Raw genomic sequence first — 3,296 nt, forward strand, 5'->3', positions numbered from 1 at the left:
GAAGTTATTTAAAAATTCGGGAAAACATCTAGGCGAGAGTAAATGTAGTTTAGTTCTCTCAAATGTCATGTCGCATGAGCAACTGCGAGTATAACTTCAGACTTTTTGGGGTTATATGGTCAAGCGGTTAAGCGCACACGGTGGATGCCTAGGCGGTAGGAGGCGATGAAGGACGTGGTAGTCTGCGATAAGCCTCGGGGAGCTGACAAACAAGCGTTGATCCGGGGATTTCCGAATGGGGAAACCCACCTCTTTTTAGAGGTATCTGTATCTGAATACATAGGGTGCAGAGGCGATACTCGGGGAACTGAAACATCTAAGTACCCGAAGGAAAAGAAATCAACCGAGATTCCGTCAGTAGTGGCGAGCGAAAGCGGAACAGCCCAAAAGTTGACTTGATTTTAGTGGAACGGTCTGGAAAGTCCGGCGATACAGGGTGATAGCCCCGTACACGAAAAGATCTTGTTGATGAAAAGTGAGTAGGGCGGGACACGTGAAATCCTGTCTGAACATGGGGGGACCATCCTCCAAGGCTAAATACTCCCTACCGACCGATAGTGAACCAGTACCGTGAGGGAAAGGCGAAAAGAACCCCGGAGAGGGGAGTGAAATAGAACCTGAAACCGTGTGCGTACAAGCAGTGGGAGCCCTTTATGGGTGACTGCGTACCTTTTGTATAATGGGTCAGCGACTTAACGTAAGTGGCAAGGTTAACCGTATAGGGGAGCCGTAGGGAAACCGAGTCTTAATAGGGCGCCATAGTCGCTTGCGTTAGACCCGAAACCGGGCGATCTATCCATGGCCAGGATGAAGGTGGGGTAATTCCTACTGGAGGTCCGAACCCACTAATGTTGAAAAATTAGGGGATGAGCTGTGGATAGGAGTGAAAGGCTAATCAAGCCCGGAGATAGCTGGTTCTCCTCGAAAGCTATTTAGGTAGCGCCTCATGTCTCACTCCTGGGGGTAGAGCACTGTTATGGCTAGGGGGTCATCCCGACTTACCAAACCATTGCAAACTCCGAATACCAGGAAGTGCAATCATGGGAGACACACGGCGGGAGCTAACTTCCGTCGTGGAGAGGGAAACAACCCAGACCGCCAGCTAAGGTCCCCAAATCATGGCTCAGTGGGAAACGATGTGGGAAGGCAGAAACAGCCAGGAGGTTGGCTTAGAAGCAGCCATCCTTTAAAGAAAGCGTAATAGCTCACTGGTCGAGTCGGCCTGCGCGGAAGATTCAACGGGGCTTAAGCCATGTACCGAAGCTGCGGACGCCACGAAAGTGGCGTGGTAGAGGAGCGTTCCGTAGGCCTGTGAAGGTGTGCTGTGAGGCATGCTGGAGGTATCGGAAGTGCGAATGCTGACATGAGTAACGATAAGATGGGTGAAAACCCCATCCGCCGAAAGCCCAAGGTTTCCTGCGCAACGTCAATCGGCGCAGGGTTAGTCGGCCCCTAAGGCGAGGCAGAAATGCGTAGTCGATGGGAAACAGGTTAATATTCCTGTACCGCACCATGTTGCGATGGGGGGACGGAGAAAGCTAGATCAGCCGGCAGTTGGTGTCCGGTTTAAGCGTGTAGGGAGTGCTTCCAGGCAAATCCGGAGGCACAATCCTGAGGCGTGATGACGAGCTCCCATGTGGAGCGAAGTGATTGATGCTCAGCTTCCAAGAAAAGCCTCTAAGCTTCAGACACGGTGTGACCGTACCCGAAACCGACACAGGTGGGCAGGGTGAGAATCCCAAGGCGCTTGAGAGAACCCAGGTGAAGGAACTAGGCAAAATGGTACCGTAACTTCGGGAGAAGGTACGCCTCTGGCGGTGAAGGGCCTTGCGCCCGTAGCTGCTGGGGGCCGCAGAGACCAGGCCGCTGCGACTGTTTATTAAAAACACAGCACTCTGCAAACACGAAAGTGGACGTATAGGGTGTGACGCCTGCCCGGTGCCGGAAGGTTAATTGATGGGGTCAGCCGCAAGGCGAAGCTCTTGATCGAAGCCCCGGTAAACGGCGGCCGTAACTATAACGGTCCTAAGGTAGCGAAATTCCTTGTCGGGTAAGTTCCGACCTGCACGAATGGCGTAACGATGGCGGCACTGTCTCCACCTGGGACTCAGTGAAATTGAAATCGCTGTGAAGATGCAGTGTACCCGCGGCTAGACGGAAAGACCCCGTGAACCTTTACTACAGCTTCACACTGAACTTTGAACCTGCTTGTGTAGGATAGGTGGGAGGCATTGAAACCGGAACGCCAGTTTCGGTGGAGCCGACCTTGAAATACCACCCTGGCATGTTTGGAGTTCTAACCTCGTCCTGTGATCCAGGACAGGGACCGTGTGTGGTGGGTAGTTTGACTGGGGCGGTCTCCTCCCAAAGAGTAACGGAGGAGCGCGAAGGTACCCTCAGCGCGGTCGGAAATCGCGCACTGAGTGCAAAGGCACAAGGGTGCTTGACTGCGAGACAGACACGTCGAGCAGGTGCGAAAGCAGGTCTTAGTGATCCGGTGGTTCTGAATGGAAGGGCCATCGCTCAACGGATAAAAGGTACTCCGGGGATAACAGGCTGATACCGCCCAAGAGTCCATATCGACGGCGGTGTTTGGCACCTCGATGTCGGCTCATCACATCCTGGGGCTGAAGCAGGTCCCAAGGGTATGGCTGTTCGCCATTTAAAGTGGTACGCGAGCTGGGTTTAGAACGTCGTGAGACAGTTCGGTCCCTATCTGCCGTGGGCGTCGGAGATTTGAGAGGGTCTGCTCCTAGTACGAGAGGACCGGAGTGGACGTACCTCTGGTGTTCCGGTTGTCACGCCAGTGGCATTGCCGGGTAGCTACGTACGGACGGGATAACCGCTGAAAGCATCTAAGCGGGAAGCCTTCCTCAAGATGAGATCTCCCTGGGCACTTGATGCCCCTCAAGGGTCGTCGAAGACTACGACGTTGATAGGCGGGATGTGGAAGCGCAGTAATGTGTGAAGCTAACCCGTACTAATTGCCCGTGAGGCTTGACCATATAACACCCAAGCAGTTTGAGGTGTGTAGTTGCAACGACATGACATGCCTGATGTTTTCCCGATTTTGCCGATGTTGAGTTGATCAGCATCAGCAGTCAGTTTTGCCTGGCGGCCATGGCGAACCGGAACCACCCGATCCCATCTCGAACTCGGAAGTGAAACGGTTCAGCGCCGATGATAGTGTGGGGCCTCCCCATGTGAAAGTAGGTCACTGCCAGGCACCTATTCCAAAACCCCGACCGGGAAACCGGTCGGGGTTTTTTCTTGCCCGGCATTCCACCTCCGTCTCA

General features: G+C 53.8%; 2 rRNA genes. Both read left to right on the top strand.

The features are described from left to right. Positions 1-117 precede the first annotated feature (117 nt). A 23S ribosomal RNA gene (locus ECTPHS_RS13510) occupies positions 118-3,005 on the top strand. Positions 3,006-3,110: 105 nt separating this feature from the next. Continuing rightward, positions 3,111-3,226: ribosomal RNA gene (gene rrf / locus ECTPHS_RS13515) — 5S ribosomal RNA — on the top strand. The last annotated feature ends 70 nt before the right edge of the window (positions 3,227-3,296 follow it).

The sequence above is a fragment of the Ectothiorhodospira sp. PHS-1 genome (assembly GCF_000225005.1).
Classification (GTDB): Bacteria; Pseudomonadota; Gammaproteobacteria; order Ectothiorhodospirales; family Ectothiorhodospiraceae; genus Ectothiorhodospira.